This is a genomic window from Paenibacillus violae, from assembly GCF_032461945.1.
Lineage (GTDB): Bacteria > Bacillota > Bacilli > Paenibacillales > NBRC-103111 > Paenibacillus_E > Paenibacillus_E violae.
This window is the reverse complement of the sequence record NZ_JAWCUD010000001.1, coordinates 1,190,845-1,216,581: the sequence shown is the minus strand read 5'-3', so window position 1 is coordinate 1,216,581 and position 25,737 is coordinate 1,190,845. Positions and strand designations below refer to the sequence as shown.

At 44.8% G+C, this 25,737-nt stretch carries 25 protein-coding genes; 3 read left to right on the top strand and 22 right to left on the bottom strand.

All coding sequences use genetic code 11. The annotated features are described in order from the left end of the window. Positions 1 to 42: 42 nt before the first annotated feature. From RQP52_RS05485 to kdgD, 13 genes are all read right to left on the bottom strand, one after another. Positions 43 to 912, bottom strand: coding sequence for a sugar phosphate isomerase/epimerase family protein (locus RQP52_RS05485; protein ID WP_315949955.1), 870 nt, complete (start codon positions 910 to 912; stop codon positions 43 to 45). A 29-nt stretch (positions 913 to 941) separates the two neighbouring features. After that, on the bottom strand, positions 942 to 1,904 hold the full coding sequence (locus tag RQP52_RS05480; RefSeq protein WP_315949954.1) for a Gfo/Idh/MocA family protein: 963 nt from the start codon (positions 1,902 to 1,904) through the stop codon (positions 942 to 944). 14 nt (positions 1,905 to 1,918) lie between these two features. Beyond that, on the bottom strand, positions 1,919 to 2,752 hold the full coding sequence (locus tag RQP52_RS05475; protein ID WP_315949953.1) for a carbohydrate ABC transporter permease: 834 nt from the start codon (positions 2,750 to 2,752) through the stop codon (positions 1,919 to 1,921). Positions 2,753 to 2,767: 15 nt separating this feature from the next. Then, positions 2,768 to 3,727, bottom strand: coding sequence for a carbohydrate ABC transporter permease (locus RQP52_RS05470; RefSeq protein ID WP_315949952.1), 960 nt, complete (start codon positions 3,725 to 3,727; stop codon positions 2,768 to 2,770). 70 nt (positions 3,728 to 3,797) lie between these two features. Continuing rightward, positions 3,798 to 5,204: an ABC transporter substrate-binding protein gene (locus tag RQP52_RS05465; protein WP_315949951.1), complete on the bottom strand. Its 1,407-nt coding sequence runs from the start codon at positions 5,202 to 5,204 to the stop codon at positions 3,798 to 3,800. A 126-nt stretch (positions 5,205 to 5,330) separates the two neighbouring features. Next, positions 5,331 to 7,112: a cache domain-containing sensor histidine kinase gene (locus RQP52_RS05460; protein WP_315949950.1), complete on the bottom strand. Its 1,782-nt coding sequence runs from the start codon at positions 7,110 to 7,112 to the stop codon at positions 5,331 to 5,333. A gap of 25 nt (positions 7,113 to 7,137) precedes the next feature. Next, positions 7,138 to 8,739 (bottom strand): response regulator, encoded by a 1,602-nt coding sequence (locus tag RQP52_RS05455; protein ID WP_315949949.1) that lies wholly within the window; start codon positions 8,737 to 8,739, stop codon positions 7,138 to 7,140. Between the two features lie 176 nt (positions 8,740 to 8,915). Next, positions 8,916 to 9,110, bottom strand: a complete 195-nt coding sequence (locus tag RQP52_RS05450; RefSeq protein ID WP_315949948.1) for a hypothetical protein — start codon at positions 9,108 to 9,110, stop codon at positions 8,916 to 8,918. 116 nt (positions 9,111 to 9,226) lie between these two features. Further along, on the bottom strand, positions 9,227 to 10,315 hold the full coding sequence (locus RQP52_RS05445) for a toxic anion resistance protein (RefSeq protein WP_315949947.1): 1,089 nt from the start codon (positions 10,313 to 10,315) through the stop codon (positions 9,227 to 9,229). Positions 10,316 to 10,329: 14 nt separating this feature from the next. Next, complete coding sequence (locus RQP52_RS05440) at positions 10,330 to 11,004, bottom strand: hypothetical protein (protein WP_315949946.1); 675 nt, start codon at positions 11,002 to 11,004, stop codon at positions 10,330 to 10,332. Between the two features lie 197 nt (positions 11,005 to 11,201). Then, positions 11,202 to 12,659: an alpha-ketoglutaric semialdehyde dehydrogenase GucD gene (gucD, locus tag RQP52_RS05435; RefSeq protein WP_315949945.1), complete on the bottom strand. Its 1,458-nt coding sequence runs from the start codon at positions 12,657 to 12,659 to the stop codon at positions 11,202 to 11,204. Between the two features lie 3 nt (positions 12,660 to 12,662). Further along, positions 12,663 to 13,664, bottom strand: coding sequence for a mannonate dehydratase (locus RQP52_RS05430; protein ID WP_315949944.1), 1,002 nt, complete (start codon positions 13,662 to 13,664; stop codon positions 12,663 to 12,665). A 13-nt stretch (positions 13,665 to 13,677) separates the two neighbouring features. Further along, a complete protein-coding gene (gene kdgD, locus RQP52_RS05425) occupies positions 13,678 to 14,604 on the bottom strand; it encodes a 5-dehydro-4-deoxyglucarate dehydratase (protein ID WP_315949943.1) in 927 nt (308 codons plus the stop codon). Positions 14,605 to 14,743: 139 nt separating this feature from the next. On the opposite strand from kdgD, the gene RQP52_RS05420 reads away from it, so the two are divergent. Together RQP52_RS05420 and RQP52_RS05415 are read left to right on the top strand one after the other, a co-directional pair. Continuing rightward, the gene (locus tag RQP52_RS05420) at positions 14,744 to 15,751 is read left to right on the top strand and encodes an AraC family transcriptional regulator (RefSeq protein ID WP_315949942.1); all 1,008 of its coding nucleotides are present in this window, start codon (positions 14,744 to 14,746) and stop codon (positions 15,749 to 15,751) included. Between the two features lie 6 nt (positions 15,752 to 15,757). Continuing rightward, on the top strand, positions 15,758 to 16,600 hold the full coding sequence (locus RQP52_RS05415) for an EcsC family protein (RefSeq protein WP_315950396.1): 843 nt from the start codon (positions 15,758 to 15,760) through the stop codon (positions 16,598 to 16,600). Positions 16,601 to 16,910: 310 nt separating this feature from the next. Here RQP52_RS05415 and RQP52_RS05410 read toward each other — a convergent pair whose 3' ends face one another. The 7 genes from RQP52_RS05410 to RQP52_RS05380 all read right to left on the bottom strand — a co-directional run bounded on the left by RQP52_RS05410 (position 16,911) and on the right by RQP52_RS05380 (position 23,596). Beyond that, positions 16,911 to 17,717 carry a serine/threonine protein kinase gene (locus tag RQP52_RS05410; protein ID WP_315949941.1) on the bottom strand — a complete coding sequence of 269 codons (807 nt, stop codon included), beginning with the start codon at positions 17,715 to 17,717 and terminating at the stop codon, positions 16,911 to 16,913. Between the two features lie 19 nt (positions 17,718 to 17,736). Beyond that, positions 17,737 to 18,300 carry a DUF2812 domain-containing protein gene (locus tag RQP52_RS05405; protein ID WP_315950394.1) on the bottom strand — a complete coding sequence of 188 codons (564 nt, stop codon included), beginning with the start codon at positions 18,298 to 18,300 and terminating at the stop codon, positions 17,737 to 17,739. A gap of 19 nt (positions 18,301 to 18,319) precedes the next feature. After that, positions 18,320 to 18,658, bottom strand: a complete 339-nt coding sequence (locus RQP52_RS05400; protein ID WP_315949940.1) for a PadR family transcriptional regulator — start codon at positions 18,656 to 18,658, stop codon at positions 18,320 to 18,322. Between the two features lie 169 nt (positions 18,659 to 18,827). After that, positions 18,828 to 19,937: a GerAB/ArcD/ProY family transporter gene (locus tag RQP52_RS05395; RefSeq protein WP_315949938.1), complete on the bottom strand. Its 1,110-nt coding sequence runs from the start codon at positions 19,935 to 19,937 to the stop codon at positions 18,828 to 18,830. Beyond that, the gene (locus RQP52_RS05390; RefSeq protein WP_315950392.1) at positions 19,930 to 21,129 is read right to left on the bottom strand and encodes a Ger(x)C family spore germination protein; all 1,200 of its coding nucleotides are present in this window, start codon (positions 21,127 to 21,129) and stop codon (positions 19,930 to 19,932) included. The genes RQP52_RS05395 and RQP52_RS05390 overlap by 8 nt, the downstream gene beginning before the upstream one ends. A 2-nt stretch (positions 21,130 to 21,131) precedes the next feature. Further along, positions 21,132 to 22,646, bottom strand: a complete 1,515-nt coding sequence (locus tag RQP52_RS05385; RefSeq protein WP_315949936.1) for a spore germination protein — start codon at positions 22,644 to 22,646, stop codon at positions 21,132 to 21,134. A 143-nt stretch (positions 22,647 to 22,789) separates the two neighbouring features. Further along, entirely contained in the window at positions 22,790 to 23,596 is an 807-nt protein-coding gene (locus RQP52_RS05380) for a methyltransferase domain-containing protein (protein WP_315949934.1), read from the bottom strand. Positions 23,597 to 23,672: 76 nt separating this feature from the next. Between RQP52_RS05380 and RQP52_RS05375 the strand changes: the two genes are divergently transcribed. Next, positions 23,673 to 24,314, top strand: coding sequence for a GNAT family N-acetyltransferase (locus RQP52_RS05375; RefSeq protein ID WP_315949933.1), 642 nt, complete (start codon positions 23,673 to 23,675; stop codon positions 24,312 to 24,314). A 29-nt stretch (positions 24,315 to 24,343) separates the two neighbouring features. Here the strand turns inward: RQP52_RS05375 and RQP52_RS05370 are convergent, their stop codons facing one another. After that, complete coding sequence (locus RQP52_RS05370) at positions 24,344 to 24,904, bottom strand: dihydrofolate reductase family protein (RefSeq protein ID WP_315949931.1); 561 nt, start codon at positions 24,902 to 24,904, stop codon at positions 24,344 to 24,346. Between the two features lie 30 nt (positions 24,905 to 24,934). After that, positions 24,935 to 25,555 carry a hypothetical protein gene (locus RQP52_RS05365; protein WP_315949929.1) on the bottom strand — a complete coding sequence of 207 codons (621 nt, stop codon included), beginning with the start codon at positions 25,553 to 25,555 and terminating at the stop codon, positions 24,935 to 24,937. Between the last annotated feature and the right edge of the window lie 182 nt (positions 25,556 to 25,737).

Here is a 25,737-nt window from a genome sequence, read left to right as displayed (position 1 = left end):
AAACAGCAGCATGCTGAATAGATAAGGTTTTTGAAGCCTACATTAAAAATAATTTCTTAAATGCGCCGCCGCTTTCACGATACCTTCCCGTTCCTTCTCCAATGTGCCCCAGAAACGGTGATCTTCCAGTTCAATGGAAATCGCACCTTTGTAACCCAGACGATCTAAACGTACAGCGACCTTACTCCACTCAACATCCCCTTGACCTGGTATTGTATACCGCCAAGAGCCTTCCGAGAAGCCATATTTTGCACCAAAAGTTGCCGGTAAGATGCCGCATTCATACAACTCATCATGCAGAATCTCGGTATCTTTGCCATGGCAATGATTGATTCTTTCACCGAACTCTGTCAATGCGCGTAAATAATCGATACCTAGCCGCACCATATGAGACGGATCATAATTTAAGCCAAAATGGTTGGAAGGCAGTGCATCAAACATGGCACGCCACATTTCCGGCGTACAACCGATCGTCGGGTAATGAGGGGCTGGCCCAGGCCAACCCTCTATGGCTATGTAGACGCCTTCGCGTTCCGCATGGCCCACAATCTCCGGAAATGTATCCTTCCATATGGCAAAGCTCTCCTGCCGTGATTGCGTATGATCTTCCGGCACGAGACACATGAACATGACCTTCGCTCCTAGAGCAGCCACTTCCGTAATCTGCTTCTTGACGGCTTCGGCCGCATTCTCTCTACGAGCATCCTCTTTGCTTAGAAGTGTTCCACCCATTTGCAAGGCATCCACGGAACCAATGCCGATCCCCGCTGCCTCACATATTTGTTTGACTTCAGGATTCAAATGCGGAACATCAAGGACATCCAAACCTGCTTGGACAGCCCATGCAGCGGTTAATTCAAGTCCTTCAGCGCCGATTCTAGGCGGTATGCGCATTCCTATTTGTAATTTCATCGTATTTCTCTCCTCATGGCAACTTAGCCTTAATAAGGTTTATACCCAGCAGCTTGATATATCATTTCCGTGAACTTAACAACTTTCAGCGCAAATGTACCTGGCACCTTGACCTCATGGCGTCCTAGAATGGCGTCGATAAAGCTTTTATCTTGATTCGTCGTTTGTTTAGGCAGTTCAGGAACAACCGGCTTTTCTCCAATGCGCCGGATCGTAATTTTACCATTATCGTAAAAAATACCTCCGTCTTCGCCGCAAAACACATAGGTTTCATGCCAGCATGGCGCAAAACCGATAATGTTTAGCCCAGCCACAGCGCCTTCCTCGAAACGGATGGAGGTAAATGAATCGATCTCCACAGGTGCTCCTTGGGTATGCAGGTTCGTCTTCACTTCAGCCGGTGTAAGCCCCGTCGTCCATAGGAGCACATCGACGATGTGACTTCCGGAATCCATAAGCATACCGCCTCCAGACAGCTCCGGCACTTGTCTCCACAAGCCGGTAGTGAACTGTTTCCATTCCTGATACAACGATGCCGTAATCGACGTCAGCTTCCCGATCTCACCACGTGCAATCGCATCGCGAATGAAAAGGAATTCCGGCTGGAAATGGCGCTGGTAGGAGACCTGCATGACTTTCCCAGCCTTCTCTGCTGTTGCAATCAAGAGCGCCGCTTCTTCTGATGAACAAGTCATGGGCTTCTCAATGAGAACATGCAGCCCTCTGCTCAGCGCATCGGTCGCTTGCTGGAAGTGCAGCGTATGCGGAGAGCAGATCACTACAGCATCTAACTCAATTTCATCCAGCATAACTTTATAGTCTGTAAAATGCTTTACACCTTCAAGCTCAAACTTGGTTGCAAACTTTTCTCTGTTCTCTGTGCTTGTATCACACAACGCTACAATGTCCGCTTCCTCTAATTCCAGCAGTTGACGGCCATGTACTTGGGAGATTCCTCCCGTTCCAATCATACCAATACGAATTTTGCTCATTGAACTGCAGCCTCCTATTTAATACCTGAGAAAGTAATTCCTCGAATAAAAGCCCTTTGTACAAAAAAGTAGAGCAAAATAATAGGCAATGTGATCATAACCAGCGTAGCCATCATCATCTGCCACTCGGCGCCGTGCTGCGATTTGAACGACTGCATGCCAAGCATCAACGTGTACTGGTTATCGTCTGACAAATAAATGAGCGGCCCCTGATAATCCGTCCAGCTGTTCATGAACTGAAACAACGCGATCGTCAGCAAAGCAGGTCGGCACAGAGGAAGAATAATTTGCCAATAAATGCGGAGTTCTGAGGCGCCGTCAATGCGTGCTGCATCTTCCAGTTCTTTGGGCAAGCCCATAAAGAATTGGCGTAGCAAGAAAATGAAGAACGGTGCGCCGAAAAAAGCGGGAAGCCAAAGCGGGATGCTGGTCCCGACCCAGCCGAAATTTTTGAAGGCGATAAAAATGGGAATCATCGTGACCTGATAAGGCAGCATCATGACGATGAGTGTCACTGCAAAAAGCGGCTTCGCCCCCCTCCAAGGAATTCTAGCCAAGCTATAAGCAACAAGCGGGCAGGATAACAGCACCGCGAATGTTGCCAGGCCTGCAATTGTAAGCGTATTCTTCAAGTATTTGAAAAAAGGAATGTAATCTAACGCTGCAGGATAGTTGCTCCACTCCATAACATGAGGGATCCAGACTGGAGGCCATGTGAACAATTCGTCGTTTGCTTTGAGTGAAGTAGATACCATCCATAGAAATGGTGAAAGGAAAAAGGCGCCAACTAGAATTAACAAGAGGTGTGAAAATATTTTTCGAGTAGTTCCAAGTTCTGTGCTTCCCATAATGATCTCTCCTCCCTATTCTTTTCCTTGATAATGGACCCAGCGCTTCTGCGACACGAAGATCAACGCCGTTAAACCGACCACAATCAAGAACAGAATCCAGGCCATTGCGGAAGCATACCCCATTTTCAAGTAACCGAATCCGTTCGTATACAGATACATGACATAGAACATCATGGAATTAGCCGGTGTTCCCTGACCATTCGTGAGGGTATAAGGCAGAACGAAATTTTGTAAAGCGCCGATGGTGCCCATAATTAAATTGAAAAAGATAACAGGTGTCAAAAGCGGTAATGTAATTGTTTTCGTTCGCTGCCAAGCACTGGCTCCATCCACGCTGGCGGCATCGTAGTAATCTTGGGGAATATCCTGCAAGCCTGCCAAATAAATAACAACGGCTTGCCCTGTGCCCCACAAGCTCATTAGAATTAGGGACGGCTTAGACCATGCCTCACTTCCAATCCATGGCGGGCCGGATATCCCGATCTTTTCCAACCAAAAATTCACAAGACCGAATTGCGGGTTGAGCAGCCACAACCAGATGATTGTAGTCGCGACTGGAGGCACTAAGCTAGGAATAAAAAACAGGGTACGGTAAAAGCCTTGCCCACGTATTTTTAAATTTAGCAGCAGTGCCAGACACACGCCAAACGCAATACTGAGCGGAACGAAAATCACCGTATAGTACAAGGTATTATAAATACTAATCCAGAATACCTGGTCTTTAAAAAGATTTGCATAATTATCGAAACCTACGAATTCTCCGGGTTCAAGAATGCTGTAGGTGGTTAGGCTGTAGTAAGCTGACATAATAAGCGGATAGGCGTGAAAGAGAAGCAAACCGATAATCCAAGGCATGGCGAAGATCAATCCGAATAAGGAAATCTTTCTTTCGAAGCGCGTTTTCTTCGTCTTAACAACACTAGCGGAAGCTGATAATTTATTGATGGAAGTTTCAGTCTCAGCCAATTTCAATCCGTTCCCCTCCTTTTCAAGTATAAGAGGCAGGGCCATGCAGAATGCCCTGCCTTCTATTTTCTAGAAACTAATTACCTACTTTAGCTAATTCGGTGTCCACATTCTTCTTCACTTCATCGAGCAGCGTTTTGGCATCACCTTTGCCATGAATCGCCAAGTCTTGCACCCTGATGGATTCATTCCACAAGAAGGCCCCTACAGGGGATACCGGTCTTGTGTATGCCCCTGGCATTAAGTCCAAAAATACCTTTAAGTTCGGATTTTCGGACAATTTCAACTCTTCATTAACTTGCGGCATTGCCGTAATATCATTTCCGGCTTTCGGACGTTTGGCGTAGAGCAGCGTACCTTCCTTATGCGCGACGAACTTGACGAATTCCCATGCTTCCTTCTCATGCTTAGAGCCCTTCGGAATAACGTAGGACCAACCGCCTGCCCAAGTCGTCGGTTTAGCGCCATCTGCTACAGGCATTGGGGCAACGCCCCAATCGAAGTTCAGTTTGTATTTCGCCAAGTCATTCAAAATCCAGTTGCCATCAAATTCGAAACCAACCTTACCCGTCCAAAATGGATTCATACCGGTTTGCCCCATGGCATCGGAAAAACTGGTCAAGTTTCCGATGTCATACTTTTTCGCATAGTCAGCCATCCATGCAAGCGCTTTAACGTTCTGCGGATCGTTCGGCGTCAAGTTATGGCTGCTATCCTCCCACTTCCCGCCAAAGTTCCAAGCATGCGTGAATAAGTATCCTTGATTCATCCATGGGATAAAACCAATTTGCGAATATTTGCCGTTGCTGCCCTTTTTGAAAATCTTCTCCGCCATTTGATCTAACTCTGCGATCGTTGTAGGCGGCTTATTCGGATCAAGTCCCGCTTCTTTCATCAGCGTTTTGTTGTAGAACATCCCGCGATTATCAGTACCCCATGGTAACGCGTATACTTTGTCTTTATAAACCGTTTCGGCCCAAAGCCCTTTATAATAGTCATCTGGAGATATTCCGCTGCTCTTCACATAGCCCGATAAGTCTGTCAGTGAGCCTTTGGCCGCCCAAGAACCGATCAAGAATCGGTCGAACAAAGCGACGTCTGGCGGATTTCCGCCGGCAATAGCCGTCAGCAATTTATCGGAGGCTTGTGTTTGGCCTGTTGTCTCCACGAAGGTCATTTTCACTTTTATGTTAGGATGCTGCTTCTCAAAAACGTCTACTACAGTAGCTTTAAAATCCTTCTGATAGTCTCCGCCCCACGGAAACCAAAAATCAATCGTAACCGGTCCGCCTGAACTTGTAGCCGCTTTAGGCGTGCTAGCGTCTGTGCTCTTTGTTTCTGTTCCTTTGGTACTTGGACTGCTCGATGCGGTGTTCGTGGAACTGCAGCCGGCCGCTGTCAGAGTAATTGCCAGTGCTGCTGAGAGTGGGAGTGCAATCAACTTTTTGCTTTGCCAATCGATACGTTTTTTTCTATTGTTCATATTGATCCTCCTTTAAGTTTCTCAATCGCTTATGAGCTTACCTTTATTGTAGGCGCTTTCAATGCCTCCTTTAAACGTGGGGATTTTTGTTTTTAGTGTATTATTTTTGTTCGTTCACGGATTTCGTCATACTCGAAGTGGCAGCACTAGCTTCACTGTTGTTCCTGACCCCGGCGTACTCGCAATCGAAAGGCCATATTCTTTGCCATAAGTTAGCTGAATTTGTGAATGAATGTTTCTTAGAGCAAAATTATGCTCCCCCTCCCACTCATCACTTGCCATCATAGCGGTTAGCTCCGCCATTTTATCCGGTTGAATCCCGATTCCGTCGTCCTCGACCTCGAAGTGTAGAATCTGACCGTCCAGTTTCCAACGGATATCCAACCGGCCTTTGCCTCGCTTATTCTCAAGCCCATGATAAATCGCATTCTCAACAAGTGGCTGAAAAACGAATTTCAGAACTTTATGGTTCAGCATGGCGGAATCTATGTACATATTTACGGTAAATTTGTCTTGATACCTTACTTTTTGAATCGATAAATAACTCTCGAGCAGCTCAACGCTTTCTTTGACCGTTACAAAATCATTTCCTTCACTTAAGCTGATCCGGAGATATTTCGATAAACCGAAAATCATCGTACTGATCTCATCGACCTTATAAATGCGGGAGATCCAATGAATGGAATCCAATGTGTTATACAAAAAGTGAGCATTTATTTGAGAAGCCATCATTTTCAATTGCGTTTCTTTTTTAAGCAGTTTTTGAATGTACACTTCATCAATTAAATCCTTAATGCGCGTCACCATCGTGTTAAAACCGTGATACAGCATGCCGAATTCATCCTTGCGTTCATCCGTAATTTGCACATCGAAATCACCTTCTCTTGCCCTGCGCATAGACCAGAGAAGCATCCTGACGGGCTTATGCATTTGCTTAGCAAATAAAAACGCTAAGGCAATTGCCACAACGCTAAAACCAATGACGAGATAGACTGTGTAATAGGCAATTTTTCTTGAATCACTGACCAAGTTTTGAATCGGGGCCATACCGACAAGCTTCCAATCATTAATTTTCAATTGATCATAAACGACCATGAGATCTTTGCCATCGACCCTGTCTGTTAAATACCCGCTGGGATTCGGCGGAAGATTCAAGCCGGCTGGTCGCATGCTCAGTGAACCGTCCGAATCGGCAACAACCGTATCATTCTGATTTACAATATACGTCGTACCATGAGCTTGGAAATCAACCTCGGACAAAAATTGCTGGATCAACTCCGGATTAAACTCCATGATGAGCACCCCGAGCGTTTGATTCAGATTGTCGAAGTTTTTGAGCGAACGGCCCATCACAAAAACAGGTTTATTGTCTTGATCCAGTGTTGTTTGCACAAGTGGGGATCGGATGCCATACCATACCACCTGACCGTTAGCAGCTTTAATCTGCTTGTACCAATCCTGCTCTTCTTCCACTTTGCTCACCATCGGCAGTTCCGTAAAACCCGTGTTTGTGAACCGATAGGAAGCACTACGCTCTCCCAAAATATAAATGTTCAACGTATCATTTTTGACATTCACCAAGTTGGATAAAAACTTGCCGATCTGTTGGTTGTTATAGCTTTGATCGTAGCTATCTCGGTATTCCCCGAGAATACCCTTCTGAATTTCCTTATTGCCAAAAATTAATAAAGACCTGTTATCATATTCGTTCATAATAAGCTCAAGCCGCCTGTTCGCTTGCTGAATCGTTTGCCAAGCTACTTGCGAGACTTTGGAGCTGATAATTTCATTTGCTTTATGATAGGATAAATACCCCATGAGCATGATGGAGATCGTTATGCTTGCAAAAAATAAGATGAATAATTTATAGCCTACGGAACGCCATTTAAGATGCGCAAGAAGCTTCAAGCGATTGTCCCCTCCATATTAGGCATTAGACGCCAATATCGCGATACTGAGCTGGCGTCATTCCCTCCTGCTCTTTAAACAGTTTTGCAAAATGCCTGAAGTCCTGGTAACCCACCTGCTCCGCCACCTCATAAATTTTAAGCGTGGAAACCTTGAGCAGCTCCTTAGCCCTGTTGACCCGAAGACGAATTAAGTATTTACTGAACGTCTCCCCCGTTTTTTCATGAAATATTTTGCTAAAATAAGAGGGGTTCAAAAACAAATGCTCGGCAACCCGGTTCATCGTTAGCGGTTCTGTATAATGTTTTTCCATATAGTCGACAGCGAGCTCAATAAATCTTTTTCGATTTCCCGAGGCGTTATCACCAGGCTGGAATTGGAGCAGGATCGTGAGGAGCACATCCTTTAAATCCGATAAAGCAAAGTAGGGAAGGACAAAGCTCTTATTTCCCTCTTTCAAATCCGAAGCATAATTGATTTCTAATTTCATCTCCACTTCTGTGAAGAGTGCGGTTAAGCCCTTTCTCAGCACATGCGGCGAACATTTCTGTTTATGTATTTGCAAATGTCCGAACAATTCATCAATCAATACACGAAGGGCAGCATCATCGCTAAGCTTCACAGCATGTACAAATCGGGTTAACCAACCATTAGGCGGCGTATATTTAGGAAGTGAATGAGATGGAGGCACGTCCATCCGATCCGCATCATAAACCTTACCGTATCCTTCGTAGAACGCATAAGCGGAAATCTGCACGGCTTCTTGGAACGAGGCATGGATGTCTGTGATATGACTATTTTTACTTATTCCAATGTTAATGCCGATTCCCAAGTACCGCCAGCAAGCGGAGATGAGTGTCTCCCAAATCCCCTGCTCATGGGCAAGATCAGCTTCCTTGTTGGGGGAAACTAGAATGGCTAAATCTGTATCGGGGTCGTCATGCAATGGACAAGCGATCATCTTCATTGCATTTTTCCCGGTTTCTTTGGCTAGATTGCCAATGGCATGGCGCAGCAAGTGATGCTCCTTCGGGTTGTGCTCATGCACGCCCCAGTCATAAATCTTGATCATGATGACTTTGATCTGATCGGGGTTTAGTGGAATATTGAGACGATCCCACACAGTGCGCGAGAATTGTTGTGAAGCGCTTCCATTTGTGAGAAGCGTTTCAACATACCGCTGCCGCGCCAGCGGTAAACTTTCTCGAACGCGTTCTGACATCTGCACGAATTCGTTATGATCTTCTCTTTCACGTTTTATTTGTTCAATGCACTTCCGCACAACCTCCAGCATGAGTGTTTCCTCAATTGGCTTCAGCACATAATCAACGGCTCCGAGACGCATCGCTTTTTGCGCATAGCTAAACTCGCTGTACCCGCTAATAATAATGATTTTTGAGGGCATATTGGCGTTTTTGACGGCTTCAATGAAAGCAAGGCCATCCATACGCGGCATTTTGATATCTGTGATGATGATATCCGGCATCTGGTTTTGAATAAAGGTTAAAGCCTCTTCTCCATCCTCTACATCTCCTATGACTTCTATGCCTTCTGCTTCCCAATCAATCGTTGTAACTAATCCTTGACGAACCCACCTTTCATCATCCACGATTAATAAAGAGTACATTATTCATTCTCCTCTCTTATAAAAGGTCAGCTACCCTTCAAAAACGCTTATTTCTTAGATGTCTTTTCCATACTTTACATGAATTTGATAGATCTGAAAAGTGGGTACTAAAAAGATGTCCAGGTCCAGAGAAAGGAAATAACTGGAGAAACTCCAGCTATTTCTTCGTTAGTACTTTAAACCTCATTTTTATTCCCGGATTTCCGCCGCTTCATGACGTTGTTCACTAAGTTTTGGGTTGCGTCTTGTGTGGAATCAAACACATTCTCAATGGCGTTTTGGACATAATTTGTCGCTGATTGGCCCATGTTATTAAACATACTCGTTTTGTTTTCAACGATATTCTTCTGGCCTTTCGTCGAATCAGGCATAATACTTACCTCCCCTTTCAATTGGTTTGACATTCGGTCTAATTTCCCAATTATGGACAAATCTTATTCATAAAAAAAGCAAGGCTGCCCAGTACGTAGGGCAGCCTCGCTTTATTTTATTCTAAAAGTCCGCTAAGCTCAGCGTCTTTCTCTGCATTTGTTTTATTGCCAGGCATTAAGCCAAGTCTCTGGGTCATCTGCTGGCTAATGTTCCCGAGCCGTTTCGTGTGCTCCGTAGCCGATTGAATGATTGTCCGATTAGACTGTTCGAACAGATCCAGCGCACTAAAGAGATCATTCATTCCGCGCTCAATGGAATCCATCTGTAATCCTGAATTCCCAAGCAGCTCGTTCGTTTTCTGCGTCGTTTCCTTCAACAACCGTGAGTTGTCCTCAAACATTTTATTTAGCGTCGCGTTCGCCGAATTGACAGCATCAATGGTTTGTACTTGATCCTCAATAGCCATTGAAATCATCGCTGATACCGTAAGTAGATTCTGCGTTTTGTCGATTGTCGCATCGACCGCATCGATGAGTTTATCATTATTGTCATTGATGATATCGGTACCCGCAATCGCTTGCTGATAGAGGATGACCATTTCCTGAAATGACTGTATACGCGTCACTACTTTACGAAGGCCTCTTTCGAGATGAACCTTACGGCCTTCATTTTCCGGCTTGCTAATCTCCGTTTCAAACAACTGCTTTAAGTTTTCGCCCATGGCAATCCGCATTTGAAGATTGTAGACCGATTCTAAAGAGTTTTTCTTCAATGTTTTCATGTAAGCCATATTTTCTTCCAGTGTTTCTTTACCATTGCGAAGCGATTGGACGATCGCATTCACGTTCGTTTTTACAGACTGATATTTGTAAATATAATTTTTCAGCGGCGTCTTTTTCATGATTTTTTCGAAAAATCCCAACTGCTTACTTTTGCTCAAAGAATCGATTTCATGACGAAGTTTCAAAATGTTGTTTTGTACTTCCGATCGTTTGCCGGACATCAATTCATTCACGGGGCGCTCTAACATGGCTAAGGATTGACCGGCTTGCTCCATGGTTTTGGCACCCATACGACCAATGGAGTCCATCAAGACTTCTAATTCCATATCATCAGTGGTAGATACTTTCTGGAGCATTTGTTTCGCTTCCTGCTCCACTCTCTGCAAATCTGCAGACTTTAATTGCACTAATTGGGTTGTCATCGTTAGTTCCTCCTTTAGTCATCAGAACGATAGCGTTGTTGGATGAGTTCCATTCGCGTTTGCAGTTCAATCAGATCTTTTTGTTCAATTGTCTCAACATACGTAGAGAGTTTGGAGTTAATATCCTTGATCCCCGTAAGCAGGAGTCGACGATTTAGCCGTTTCGCTTCTCCACCCAGCTTCAGAAAGGGGTTAATCGCGCCATTCAGGTCCTTGAAGATCAAACGTTGTATGTTATGATTCATGTTTGCATCATTTAGTTCTTTCAGCTGTGGAATTAACCGGCCAACTCTTGAAAGTAAACTAAGCGTCTTCTCTACGATTTCATTATCCAGTGTGTTCTTCTGGCCTTCGGATATCATCGTCTCTTCGATGACATGAATGTACTCGGCTATTGGACCCCAAAATGGATCAATTTCACTCTCACTTTTGCCCTGCAGCTCCGTTTCACTGCCCAGATTCGTGCTGCTTGTACTCCTCGCATTTGGCAAAGCATCACTGGCAGCATTGGGAACTTGCAGCTTTTTCACTTCCATTGAATGATTGCGACTAAGCAGGATAAGACTGCCTAATGAAAAAGTAGTTGGCACTAATAAGTTAATTGCCCCAGGCAGAAAGCGGGCAGTTATGAGACTTACAACATACCCCAAAACGGATATGCCTATAGCAACTTTAAACTTCGATTGCACCGTACATCCCCCTTTTTTCACCTAGTTGTTAATTCATCTATAGAACTATTATACATTCAAACACTAAATTCACACAAAGATTGCTGACATATCTTGTCGCCTTCTCTCCTTTTTCGATATGAAGCGCTCATTTAGCAGAAAAAAATAGTTGAGCAGGAAGCTAATCCCGCCCAACTATTCACTTTTAATTCCCTTATTTAAGCTTTAACAAATATCGTTTTAATATCCGTATAAAATTCAATCGCCGCTTGCCCCTGCTCCCGAGATCCCGAACTGGACTGCTTCACTCCACCGAAAGGTGCTTGTAATTCTACACCTGCGCTCTCCGCATTAATCCGGACCATACCGGCATCGATATCCTGCATGAACGTCAACATAGTCGAAATATCCCGCGTAAAAATCGAAGCGCTCAGTCCAAACTTCACGTCATTCGCGATTTGGATCGCCTCTTCCAGCGAATCCACCTTAATAAGAGCAAGCACAGGGCCGAAAATCTCTTCCTGCGCGATGGTCATCGAGCTGGATATGTTTTCAAAAATGGTTGGTTCAACAAAGTAACCGGCTTCCAAATCCCGCCCCAGGCCTTTTCCGCCTCCGCATAGTAATGTGCCTCCTTCTTCTACACCTTTTGTGATATAGGAAAGGACCGTGCGGAACTGATTTTCACTCGCAAGAGGACCCATCCACGTTGCAGCTTCAAAGCCGGAGCCTAGACGGATATTCTGAACTTTCTCCAGCAGCTTCATCTTAAAAGCTTCGTAAATCTCGCTATGCACGATTACTCGGCTCGTCGCTGTGCATTTCTGCCCCGTTGATTTTAAGCCTCCGCTTATAGTGGCATCAACGGCTAGGTCTAGATCCGCATCCCGTGCTACGATGACGGGGTTTTTTCCGCCCATTTCGAGCTGATACTTGGCTCCTCTTGCCAGAGCGCTTTGCCCGACTCTTTTCCCCACTGCGTTCGAGCCTGTAAATGTGATGCCTTGAATGTCCGGATGGTCCGCCATTGCTTGTCCGATGAGGCCACCATCGCCCGTCACCATATTAATGACACCGGCAGGAAGCCCTGCTGCATGGAAACATTCCATGATCAAAGCAGCGGTTACCGATGTCTCTTGTGCAGGCTTGAACACAACGGTGTTACCGTAGATCAAAGCAGGGGCCATTTTCCAGATAGGAATTGCAACTGGGAAATTCCAAGGCGTGATCACGCCAACGACGCCAAGCGGCGCACGGGACGTGAACATTAACGCGGCGTCATCCGTAGAAGGGATCACGTTACCGATACTTCGCATGCCTTCACCGGCGTAATATCGCAAAATCGCAACACCGCGCGCGGTTTCCCCTTTCGCCTCCGGGAGCGTTTTTCCCATTTCGCGGGTCATCATTTCCACAATTTCATCCAGGCGCTGCTCTACTTGATTAGCTGCCTTGAACAAGAACTCACCGCGTGCCGGGCCCGATAATTTGCGCCATCCCATCTTGGCCTCTTTGGCCGCGCCAACAGCTTCCTCCAGATCATCCAACGTTGATTTCTGGATGTAGCCCACTGTTTCATGACGGTTAGCCGGGTTCATGCTGGCTTCAACTAGGTTGCTGGAAGCGGATTTCCACTCTCCGCCTATATAATTGAGAAACGTTTGAGGTTCAAACATGGTTTAATCCCTCCCGCCTCTAAATTCGGTTAATGCCGCGAGCAGCGCTTTCACATAACCGATGGAATATGCCCAACCGACCCAGCCCATGCCGGATTTTGAAGGATTATGAGGAGCACGGTCCATTTCAAGTGAAGTAATGTGATCCGGGTTAATACATCCGTTATAGCCAACCTGATGCAAGGCTAATAAAATTTTCGCCATATTCATGTGCCCATCGTCTAAAAGCGCCTCTTCAAATGCTCCTGCCGTCGCCAGGCTGCCCCGAATGTTACGGAAGTGAACCAGAAAAATTCGATCTTTGCGCCCGTATTGATAAATTTCATCAAGAACTAACGGTGTGCCGCCTGCTTCTCCGCGAGTACCGACGCAGTACACCAAGCCAACATTTCTGCTGGGATACGCATCAATAACGCGATGAAAACCAAGCCCGCCGAATGGCGTATTATGATGCGGTGTATCAGAGGGATGAACAGCCAGATTGACATTGTACTCTTCTGCCAACGGAACCAGCTTGCCAAAGACGAGATCGAAGCGCTTCCACCAAGCGTTCAATTGTTCCACGGTAGGCGGCTGTTTGTCTGGATTCCGATGAATAGATTCCCCGCGTACCAGCGCCCCTCCTCGGTGCACAGCCGTGTATTCCTCTGAAAGATAAGGAAAGACATCGCCCGCAAACCGCTGACGAACGAGCGTGATCCCCGCTTCGCCAAAAGCTTTGATGGCATTGCTGCCATGATCCAACTGGATCTCAGATCCAGGTTCCTCCAACATAAAACTGTTTGATATATCTGGAAGCGTCACACGGTTAATGTCCATCCCATGTGATCGGATTCTTCGTCTTAACTTAATCAGTTGGTCGAGATCCGGATAACCAAGCTCCTTCACGCCGGGAAAGGAAGATCCTCGCGTAAAATCAATACAATCGACGCCAAGCTGGCACATTTGTCTTAAATCGCTATCGGAGAGATCACAAGTTGGAACTTGAATCGATACCTTCATCATTGTTCATTACCTCCTATAAGTTATTGGCAGCAGCGATCAAGTCCACGCTCTTTTTGATAATCGATTCCAACTGCGCATAATGCTCTCGTTCAACTTGCACTAGTGGTGACCGAACTTGCAAACCAACGGGCAGACCGACGATATCCATCCCCGCTTTGATCAAGGAAACTGCATAACCTTTGCGAAGCTGCCGGATCCGGTGAATCGGCAAAATCACTTCGCGATAGATCGCTTGCAGCAATTCCTGATTACCTCCGATTAGGCTCTCATGAAATTTCCTTGATACTTGAGGGATATAATTGGATATGGCCGATGAATAGGAATGGAAGCCAAGTGCATGATAGGCAGGCATCGTTAGTTCCGCCAGCGGCATCCCGTTCATCCATTGCAGCTTATTTCCAAGAGATTGCACAAATTCGATATTAAGCTCGAAGTTGCCTAACCCGTCCTTGAATCCAATGACATTTGGCAGATCTGCCAATCTTTCTAGCGTATTTAATGTAAACACCGCATTATCACGCTGATAAATAATGACTGGCAATACCGTGCTCTGAGCGATTGTCCGGTAATAGTTGTACAACCCTTCCTGCTCAGGGATGATCAAGTAAGGCGGCAGCAGCAATAAACCATTTGCTCCAATTTTTTCCGCCAGTTGGACGCGTTGGACCGCTTCCTTCAGGTTGCCCCCTGCGCCTGCAAAGACAGGCACTTTTCTAGCCGAAACCGAGACTCCAATCGTAACTAGCTGCTCATATTCTTTGATATCCAAAGATTGAAACTCTCCAGAACCGGCACAAACAAATACCGAATCCAAGCCACCCGCCAATAAAAATTGCACATTCGCCTCAAACGCTTTTTCATTCACATTCTCGTTATGATCAAACGGTGTTACCGGAAAACCCATGATCCCTGCCAACGATACATGCTTGTCGCTTCCCATATCGAACAACCCCTTTTCGTAATCTTCCACCTCATTATAGAAAACGAACACGAAGTCAGTCTTTGTAAAAACACGCCGCTTTTTTTAAAAAATCCGTGATATAATAGATGTCAGCTTACTAGAGGGGAGAAGCGCTTTCATGCTGAACCATACTGTTTATTCTCGAAGTAACCTATACCTCAACCAACATGTGGATCAGCTGCATGGTGCCTCCGCATCCATCTTTGTTCACTACTGGGGGGCAAAGCCGCAGCACAAGGGAAATAGCCCTCATGCGCATTCCTTTTTTGAAATTTGTTATGTCGTCCAAGGTGAAGGTGTTTACTTTTCAGATGGTGTAACCTATCCGCTGCGTGCTGGAACGCTTTACTGTTCCAAGCCTGAGAGCAGACACTATATACAAAGTGATGAGGGCATGCTGCTGTTGTTTTTTGCAATTGAGCCCATAGCGTCCGAATCGAGCGAAGCTTTTATTCACGATTTTCACCAATTAAGTGCTTATCCGCATTTATTCATCCCGAATGCCGAGCAAACCTCGCCAGCACTCATCTGGCAAGCGCTGCTCCTGCATGCAGCTGAGTCCGAAATTCGTTATAAAGAATCAATTGAACATCTAGCCTATACACTGGTCATGAGTTGTATCAGCTTATTTCTGCAGCACTGCCTTTCTGGTGATACGGCTTCATCCACAACACGAACAGAGCTTCAAGGCACTCTCAAGCGTGCAAAAGAATATATCCAAACTCACCTTACGAAAAAAATAGCACTTTCAGATGTTGCCCAATGCCTGCATGTGTCCGAGCGGCAGCTCTCTCGCCTCATGGCGGAAGAATTAGGGCAATCCTTCCCTTCCGTCGTCAAAACCGAAAGGGTCAAAAGGGCCGCCTATCTGCTAGGTTACACAGACATTCCGCTTAAACAAATTGCCGAAGATACCGGCTTTGAAAGCATCCACTATTTCACGCAAGTGTTCACCAAGGAAATGGGCACTCCGCCAAGCTCCTTCCGCAAAAATAGTCTTAACGCCGAAACTGTCGACGCCTGGATTCACAAATATTTAGAACAAGTAGCAACCCGATATCAAAAAATCCTGCCTTTGCATCCAAATACAGCTCTCAAACGTATACAAGATGCAAAGGAGTTGTAAATCATGATGGAATCAAGGGAACAATTGCTGCAAGAGCTGAACATTGTTAAAACGTGGGAGTCTGAGCAGAAAGATTTGTGGTTTTGGGAGAAAATCGGGCGTCTGCCATTTCAAATATTGGATCGGCTTACACCTAAAGTATTGAATAAGAAGATTAGCGAGGCTTTGAATGAACTAGGGAATTATTTGCAAGCGGGTGGCCGGTATCTCATCTCTGAAACCGGGACATTGCGCCATATTGAAGAAGTGCGTCACCGAAGCGAAGGTAATCATCAGGCCCATACACAGATTGCTGATATTCAAGACGTGGAGACACTTCCACTACGGATCCTGGATCAAGCAGCAGATGAGATTATTCACAATCGGACGAAGTTAGCCACGCTCCAAGGAGCAACGACAGGAATTGGCGGCATTCTGACTCTGGCCATCGATGTTCCAGCCATTCTCGGCCTGTCTTTGAAAACCATTCAAGAACTGGCTATCTGTTATGGCTATGATCCCAAAATCAAGCAGGAACGCATCTTCACGATCAAATGCATGCAATTCTCTTCAGCGGATATCGTCGGCAAGAAAGCGATTCTTGATGAGCTCAGCGACTATGCGGCAAATGATCAAGCAGATGTGCAGATGATTTCACAGCTGCAAGGTTGGCGGGAAGTTTTTGCTACTTATCGCGACAATTGGGGTTGGAAGAAACTGTTCCAGTTGATTCCTATTGCCGGTATCCTCTTCGGCGCTTGGATTAACCGTGGCACGCTTAAAGACGTAGGCGAATCTACAAAAATGCTGTACCGGAAGCGTAGAATTCTTGAACGCTTACGCGATTTAGACAATCAAAACATTGAGTAGCACCCAACCCTATTGAAACTAATGGAGTCTCCCTTCGTATTAAAAATTAAAACGATTGGAGGCTTCCTGACAAATGATAAAATATTTGCTAAAAAAGCTATTAGGCTCCATTTTCCACTCCAAACACCGAGGTTATCGTCACAATAGCAGTCATCGAGTCCATTACGGTCGTCGTCATTCTTCATCCGATCGGTACTACGGTAACGGACACAGCCAGCAAGGTCATGGTTATTACCGAAACAGACAACATAGTTCAAGTTAACACTAAGCCGCGAAAGTGGCTTTTTTGTTTGCTTTCATGAAGAACGATTTATAGCTGCTCCAGGATTGTATTCACCTCATCGATGAATGCTTGCGTACTCGTATAAGCAGGATCTATCTGAAGCAGCTTGCGAATCATTCGTTTCGTCGCCGGTGAGAGATCAAGCTCCTCCTCCCAGCCTTTGGCGCTTTCCTCAAGTACATCTGTCGTCTCAAAGGTTGAATACAGCATGAAGAGCAAAAAGTGACCGATTGCATACTGATCGGACGTCACCTCAGTAGCCCGTCGCCGTTGCAGCGCTTCCCCTTCTACATACTCAATTGGTTCCCCGATTCGTGAAGCTAAGCCAAAATCAATTAAATAGATGCAATCCCCCTGCAGAATGACATTAGGAATCCGTATATCACGATGGACAAAACCTTGTGTGTGCAGATAGGACACCACTGGCATTAGCTTGCGAATCAGGCTTATGGCTTCTTTTTCTGAAAACTTCGCGCCTCTTTCAAAAATCAAATCTTCAACCGTTTGCCCTTTCACATAATCCATGAGCATGAACATCTGTTTATTTTCCTTAAAAAAGGCTAGACATCTTGGTATGGATGGATGTTGCAGCTGCTGCATGATTTCGATCTCCTTTTGCAACAAGTCGCGTCCCAACTTCCCTTTGCTCGGCTTCGCTTGCTTAATTACGAGTTCTGCACCAGTCCTGATGTCCTGGCACAAGTAGGTTAACCCGTAACTTCCCATACCAAGAAATCGCAGGATACGATACTGAGCTTGAAGCAATGTCCCATCTTGCAACGGATAATCGATCCAAGCGGCATACACTTTTTTCACATAGGCAAGCAATGCCATAATCGCTCCTTATTATCCATTAGTTTTCATCAAGTTTCTTGATTTTTTGTTGAAATCGCAAACAGCCGTAGACTAGCAATAAAACACATATGAATTCAAGGGGAACCAAGAAAGTAAATGTGTTTCCGATGAGTTGTGAGTGTGGTTCGGAGAACAGTTTAGGTGCATTTATGAGTAACAGCGCCAAGTTGGCTAGTGCTACAACGCTTAAAGTGAGTTGTACTCTTTTGAATAACAGCTTTAACGATAAGCGGTCCGTATAAATATCATACGATTCGCCTTCACGAAACGGCTTTCTGAAATAATGCCAGCCAAACAGAGAATCTACGTGCTCCCAACCTGAATCCTCAAAAAGAGCCTTATATTCATCGAGGTTATTTTTGCCGCTGATTTTTTGGTAATCCATTCGGTAAACATAGCGAACCGCGCTATTTTTCTCAAAACGATTGCGGAATACCCCCGGTTTGACTAGGTGTAGGCCTTGTGCAGACAAAGAAGTGAACCACGACTCATCCTTCTCATAATTCCATACAAATGAAAATCTAGTCCGATATTCGAATTGGTTACTTAGCGTATTGGTCATCATTAGCACGCCCTCTCTCCTACTCTACATTTGCGATGGCTGATCTTGCATTCGACAGCAGTTCTTCCATTCGATCCATCTCAGCTTTTAATACATGCCTGCCCAGCTCCGTTATCGCGTACAGCTTGCGACGCGAATCAACACTCGCTTCCGTCTCTAACGCGTGCTCGATTAACCCTTTTTTCTGCAGCGTGTTTAATGCTGTGTACAAAGTGCCTGCACCTATGCGTACCCTGCCGGCGCTCATCTTTTCTACATCCTGCATCATCGCGTAACCATGTGCCGCACGGGGATATAAAGTCACTAAAATATAGTAAAATGCTTCCGTCAATGGCAGCAGATCTTTGGAAACCTCCATATGGCTCCCACCTCCATCCAATCCATATTTATATCGCCTTCAGTTATATCGAATTTCAATGTATCGTATATCGATATAATAAATCATGATATATCGCATGTCAATATAGTTAGCGATAAAAAAACCGTCAGAGAGGCACCGATCCTTCTGACGGTCCTTTGATGTTCAGTTAAGAGTTCGGCTGCATGCGGAGCTTTTTCCGTTTCATAAGTGCCAGTAAAAACAGGATAAGCGGACCTGCTACCATGAAAATCGGGAAAATGTAAGGAGCAGCTACTTTTACAGGAAAAATGACGGAAATCTCCTCATAGTTAAAGGGTATTAATGTGGCTAACAAGACGATCGCCGATATCACCCATGTCATTTTTCTCCAGTCTTTCAAACCCAAAAGCTGTGATGTGCCGTAGCTTGAAACAAATAGATATAGCGATAATTTAGTAAAAACACTCATAATCCAAATCGTTACAACGATCGCATCCAGGTTTTCAATGATACCGCCGATGGAAATCGATCGAACGATCATGAGCATTGGATACGTGTAATTCGCGGCCACGTTGTGTCCAAACATTAAGATGCTAAAGATAACGGATATCAATGTTACGATACCGGAAAGCATTACGCCTCCTACCGCATGGCGGACAATCTGCTTCTTCTGCACGACAAAGGCAATCAGCATAAGCAGCATGATGCAATCGCCTAAAAAAGCAGCCGCTGGCAGCGAACCTTTCATCAATGCCAGCAAACCATTATCGATATAAATCGGCAGCAGCCGATCCCTGTCCAGTTGATTAATGGCCAAAAACATAGGCCCTATAACGCCAATTAATATGATCGGGCCCGTTAGTTCACAAATTCGTGCAATCACACCAACACCATGCACAGTCGGATAGATCACAACAAGAAACATGGGGATTTGGATTAAAAAAACCGGCGTTCGGGGCATGATTGTCCCTGTAATAAACAAACTAAATTGTTTTAATATGACGGTAAGAATGACGATCCAAACCAGCAAATACATCACCGAAATCACACCGCCAAACCATTTTCCAAGCAAAATCCGGTTAAATTCAATGAGTGTTTTATCCGGAAAAATGGAAGCCAGCTTCCCGCAAATATAGGCGATTCCTATCGCCACCGCGGTAGAAACAATCAAGGATATCCAGGCATCCTGATTGGCCAATTGAATAGCTGGCGCCGTTGTCAATAAAATGGTCATAATGACTTGCGTGCTTACCATCATCCAGAATATTTGGCGAGTCGTTAAAACCATGTCACTCATCGCTAACCTCACCTCTTCTCTGATATACAGGAATATTGGCAACTCCTGGCCCCTGTATAGTGCTATCAACTTCCACTTGCATCTCCATACTTTGGAATATGGAAGTCCACTCGCCCTTCTTGTCTCTCCATATTAGTGGATATTTTTTGTGAAATGCCCTTGCAAATCCTACAACATCAGCTTTTTGCTCCGTTTGCAAACGATGCAGGGTATGTAACATAATTTCCTTCATTGCTTGATTAAAAGGTTCCTCAATGCGTCTCATGGCATCGTTGCCTTTTGCTATATTAATTGTGCTTGAGTTCTGAATGACATTTCCATCCAACGTTAATTTCACTCTCATTTTCCAAACGCCGTTTTCAATCGAAGGGTACAGTCGAATTTTGGTATGCATGATCTTGATGACAATGTTACCGCCGTCTAATTTTTGAGTCATGGTTATATTGCGTCCAAGATCTTTTGGTCTTAGTAAGCGAACTCCCATGATGTCTTCAGGACTTAGAAAGCCTTTCAGTTTCTGCTTTTGGATGACGGACATTCCTTCGACAGTTAGAATCTGCTTTTTAGCCTTATTTGTAATTAGGGTGGCAGGTGCGACCACCGGTAAAAGAAAAGATTGCGATTCAGCGCTTAACAGTTCCTCCACTTCGTGCATGGTTGAAGAATGGTTTACTGGCTTCTGAGAAAGTTTAATTAAGGTTTCATAGGTATTAGGATCCACTTGCGACTCCAACAGCTGCCTGGCGGTCCCTTTGCAGATAAAGAAGTTGGACTGCTCCCGCGTCTGGATATCTCTGAATAAGAAATCAAACTCATCACTCAAGCCTTCTCTTGCCAATTCCTCCCCAAAAAAGAAGGCTTTCGCATGCCCCCAAGAAAAAAAACGAGGCAATTTTTTTTGCAATTCACTTAAAGCATCTGCCATGGATTTGCCCACCGATGACATGGTGTATACATTACCTTGCCCCCCGCCATTGCCCTCATTACTTGCCGAGGCTGGATTCGGAATAAAGACTTGAACGGTCATTTCGATTTCATCTTCATCTTTCATGTCTACTCCTGCGGAGATAATCAAGGCCATGTCATTGACCTCCACACGATCCCAGCAGCCTGTAGTCATAAGCAGTACTAATACAAGTACTGGGAAGCCAATCCGATGCCTCAATTCTTTACCCCTCCTTCCATCCTGCATCATTACTTTGTATCCGGTTTATCGCCCTGTCTTTTGATATTGCCCTCACTATAAAACAACGGTCGCGTTTTCAGTTTATTGATAGGAGCCCTGAAAAGCACATCCTTAATACCGCTTAGGGAAATTGGAGCTAAAGGAGCCATGTAGGGAACTCCAAATGAACGAAGTATACAAAGATGGCTTATGACTAACAACAGCCCCAGAATTAGACCAAATAACCCCATAATTCCTGACAAAATCATAATGGGAAATCGCAGGATTCGGAGCGCAATGCTTGCTGAGTACTGAGGCATCATAAAGGATGATATCCCGGTAATGGCAACAACCATGACCATTGGCGCCGAGACAAGGCCGGCTTGTATAGCCGCCTGGCCAATGACAAGCGCGCCAACGATACTGACTGCAGAGCCGACTTGCCTTGGAAGTCGAATACCTGCTTCACGCAGCGCTTCAAACGTAATTTCCATAATGAGTGCTTCCACCAAGGCCGGGAACGGAATTTCTTCCCTCGATTTGGCCACGCGCAGGAGCAAAGTTGTCGGCACCATCTCCTGATGGAAGGTTAGAACCGCTACATATACAGCAGGTGCGAGCATCGCAATGAGGAAAAACGTGTAACGGAGCCAACGAATCAACGTTCCGATTAAATATCGCTGATAATAATCCTCAGGTGATTGCATCATGGACCAGAACGTAGCCGGGACGATCAGCACGATAGGCGTATTTTCGGTCAGAATAAGAATACGTCCCTCCAGTAAGCTTGCTGCAGCCACATCGGGGCGTTCTGTTGCTTGTATTTGTGGAAAAGGCGAATACGTATTGCCCTCGATCAATTCCTCGATGTATCCGCTCTCAAGCACACCGTCAATGTCGATCTGCTCTATTCGCTCTGAAACCTTGCTGATAATATCAGGCTTCGCGATACCATGAATATAAGCTATTGTGACTTCCGTTTTAGAATAAGTCCCCACCGTGAAGGTGATGAACTTTAACGCCGGCGTCTTTAATCTTTTTCGAATTAATGAGGTATTGACCGTTGTCGATTCGATAAAACCTTCTCTTGAACCACGGACAACAGATTCGGCTAGCGGCTCTTCAACAGCACGTGTATCGTACTTCATAAGTCCAATCGTTAGAGCGCCTGGTACGGTATCAATGAAGACAACGGATCTGCCTCCCAGGACGTCGTGGAGGACTTCACCAATGGTTTGGAGCCCATAGACATCAGACACATTGACATAATCTTTATAAGTTTCGATCGAACTTGCTGAGTCTGCTTTCGAGTTCTTTAGCGGGGTAAGCACATTTCCATCAAGAAGTTCCACATCCACAGCGCCGCGGAGATACAGCATACAGGCGTTCAACCCGTTGTGAGTGTGAAACTGAGTGAATAATACATCTGCACAATCTGTAAAGTAGGTTCGCAATATTTGCAAGTTACCGGAAAGTTCGGCCGAGACAGCGGTCTGATAGGCTTCTTTCTCGACACTTAGCTCCCTCGGAATCTCCATCTTCATGCCAAACTCTCCTTAATCACGCACTTTTTACATATTGTTATGCGCTTAAAGTTATTGGAATATTCAGGTTGATGTGGAAGGAACATTGAGTTCTCAAATGGCAATATAAAAAACCTCCCTAATTGATTAGGAAGGTTCCGCTCTCAAACTTCTTTCATTTGCATCGCTTTCTCCAAAATGACCGTGTCATACAGCTGTGATACCGTACTTGCACGACTTTGTGTCCACCCTGGCAAGTGATTCCCCTCCGGCCACGTATAATTAAACAGCGATTTTAGCCCATTGCCGTATCGGATCGAAATTTTCACACGACTGCTTGCTAATTGTCTCAAATCCTCAAGAACCTCCTGCTTATTGGCCACATGTGAAGCCACAATAATATGCGTTGCCTCTTGGACAAAGGCCAACTCTTTCAATGGTTGGTGGGTGAAACTCACACGATTTATCCTGTCGCTCATTGCCGCTGCTTGCTCAGCGAGTTCTACCGCTTCCTGGTCTAAATCTTGTCCTACCACTTCTGCACCGGTCACTTGGGCAATGATTAGCGCAGAGACAGGGAACGCTCCTGAGCCAATAAACAACACTTTGCTTTGTTGAACAATCTGTAAACATGCTACTTCGGAACGAACGGAATCTGATAATAAATCCATATACTTGCTTTGCTGAATTTCATCCTTTTCCCCATGTCCTGCTTGATATTTCTCCAATACACGCAAAGCACGAATGGACGCTTCCCTCACATTTCGCGAAAGTTCCTGCACTTCAATATTCGACTGCCATAAAGGCCAGTTTTGAATATTCTCCTCTTTATATATAAAATCACTTAGGTCATCTAATTTATTTTTCAACATCGTGTAACACTTCGGAAAGGCGCTGGTATAAGATGTTATTTGCCTAATTTCAAACTCCAGCAATTTCAAACTTAAAATAAACTCGTATTCCTCTAGCATGGATCCCCCTCCTTTTTACCTACTGATAATACATATCTGACTATTCTAGTGAAAAGTACAGAAACCAGGGGAGGGCGTGAATTTATTTTTGGATGAAAAAGGGGACTTTTTACGGCTACATTTTTCGCTTTTTCCATGGGTAATATCTAGTATAATAGTGGTTAAACGTGTAGATTTCCGTATCTTATTGGGGGGCAAGATGAGTAGACATATGCATACAAGCCAACATACTGAAATTATTTTTTATAAACCTGAACATAAAGCCGCTTTGGAATCGTTCTACTTGCCAGAAGACCAAAAACAGTTCACTGGCATGCCTAAAGAGATGCTTCAAATCGCCTTGGAGGATAAACACCGTTTTCCTGTTGTTATTGTTTCGAATGATAAGCCCGTTGGATTTTTTATTCTATATGACGGAGAAGAACGATTTGACTATTCGGATCATTCGAATTCCCTTGTGTTTCGCGCTTTTTCAATTAATCATGCAGATCAGGGGAATGGTCATGCCAAAGCAGCGCTCCTGCAGCTGAAAGAATTTACCCAGCAGCATTTCCCGGAAGTAGAAGAAATTGTACTAGCTGTAAATTTGAACAATCTTCCCGCACGACAAGCTTATTTAAAAGCAGGTTTTAGAGATGATGGCCGCACAAAAATGGGCCGAAACGGTCTTCAGCATATCCTGGTTCTGCCGATCGAAAAAAAGAGGAGCTGCCTTTAAGCAGTCTCCTCTTTCTATGTTGTCTTCTTCTACTTCTCGTAATGGAGTAAAACGTTTCCTGAGCGAAAGCTCCTCGTTTCCTTCAATTTCAGGTTTTGTCTTCCACTCGCATCATGAAATAAAGGTTTTCCCGAACCCAGAACGACCGGAGTGACCACAAATAAATATTCATCGATGAGTTCCGCATTAAATAGCTGCTGCACAATCGATCCGCTGCCAAAAATGACAATGTCCGCTCCATCTTCTTGCCTGATCTCTTGAACGAATTTGGCGATATCCCCATTCACTAACCTGGAATTCTCCCAGCTAGCACGTTCCATCGTCGAAGAAAAGACGATTTTGGTCATCTCGTTTAATTCATTCGCCATCGCCCGAGCCCCTGCTGGTGCATTCGGATTATTGGCCACTTGGGGCCAATAACCTTCAAACATCCGGTAGGTCGCTCTTCCGAAAAAAATCGTATCCGGATTCATCATCTCATGCGCGGCTTTGTCGACTTCAGGATCATGGATAAACCAATCGATTTCCCCATTTATCCCCTTATAAAAGCCGTCTATAGATACTCTGTTAAACATAATTACTTTTCTCATGCGTGCCTCCCTATTCCTGACCTGTCACCTTTATCGTTGTATAGTAACTTCGTCAATTAAGGGCATTTTCCTCCGTTTTGCCTGAATGACTAAATAAAGGCTGGTCAGCACCGCGCCTATCGTTCCACAAATAATATCTGTCATCGTATCCACCAAGCTGCCGTTTTGCGAATTCAATCCGAACCAATGATCCGTCGTGAACTCATATATTTCCCAAACTCCTGCCATCGCTACAGAAAAAAAGAGGCTTAGCCATATCGCGACCTTTGCGCTTGGCGTGACGGATTTGTTCTCTAGATCGCTTGCTTTCCCATAAATAAGTAAGCCCACAAAACAAAGGATGACACCTGAAAAGAGATGCTCAACTTTATCCAAATAGGGTACGACACTATAAAATCCGAATTCATTTGCCAAAAACATCGTTATGAAAATGAACAGCAGCACACAGAACCTAAGCGCCGGAAACATCGTGCTCTTGGTCAGCTTGACAACCCCTCTGATCAACAGCAGTACCACTGCAATCAAGACGGCCTGCCACATTTTCGGCGATATCCCTTTAATCAGAAAATATACAAAACATACGGCCGCAAGCACATACAACGCCAGTTCAAAAAGATCGTTTCCTCTGTCTTTTCGCATAAGCTTATGCATCGCCATCTCCCATTTCATATAGAAATAATTACTATCTACTCTGTAAAAAGTATATTATTCCCAGATTGAAGGTAGTCATACGAGTAGTAGCAAGTTTAGTTATAACCAACTTATACCGTTGACGAACTAAATCCTGAAATTTATATTGGAAATATCTGAATGACATAGAAAACTAGCAAAAG